This is a genomic window from Burkholderia sp. SIMBA_051 (assembly GCF_046534915.1).
Lineage (GTDB): Bacteria > Pseudomonadota > Gammaproteobacteria > Burkholderiales > Burkholderiaceae > Burkholderia > Burkholderia ambifaria.
This window is the reverse complement of the sequence record NZ_JAWRXS010000716.1, coordinates 1-245: the sequence shown is the minus strand read 5'-3', so window position 1 is coordinate 245 and position 245 is coordinate 1. Positions and strand designations below refer to the sequence as shown.

Here is a 245-nt window from a genome sequence, read left to right as displayed (position 1 = left end):
GCCCGACAGCGCGCCGCCGATCCCTTCCGCGATCGCGTCGGCGCCGGTCGACGGCAGCACGAGGTCGCTCGACAGCCCCGCGACGGCCTCCGGCAGCCCGCCGACCGGCGTCACCAGCACCGGCGTGCCGGACGCCAGCGATTCGACGGTGATCAGCCCGAAGCCTTCGAGCGCGACCGTCGGCACGACGCTGACCGTCGCCGCGCGGTACAGCGCCGCGAGATGGTTGTCCGGCACGAACCCGA

General features: G+C 74.7%; 1 protein-coding gene. It reads right to left on the bottom strand.

Features of this window, described 5'->3' with window-relative positions:
• Positions 1-245 (bottom strand): glycosyltransferase (locus SB771_RS36330; RefSeq protein ID WP_410722202.1); only part of this gene is annotated, 245 nt, incomplete at both ends.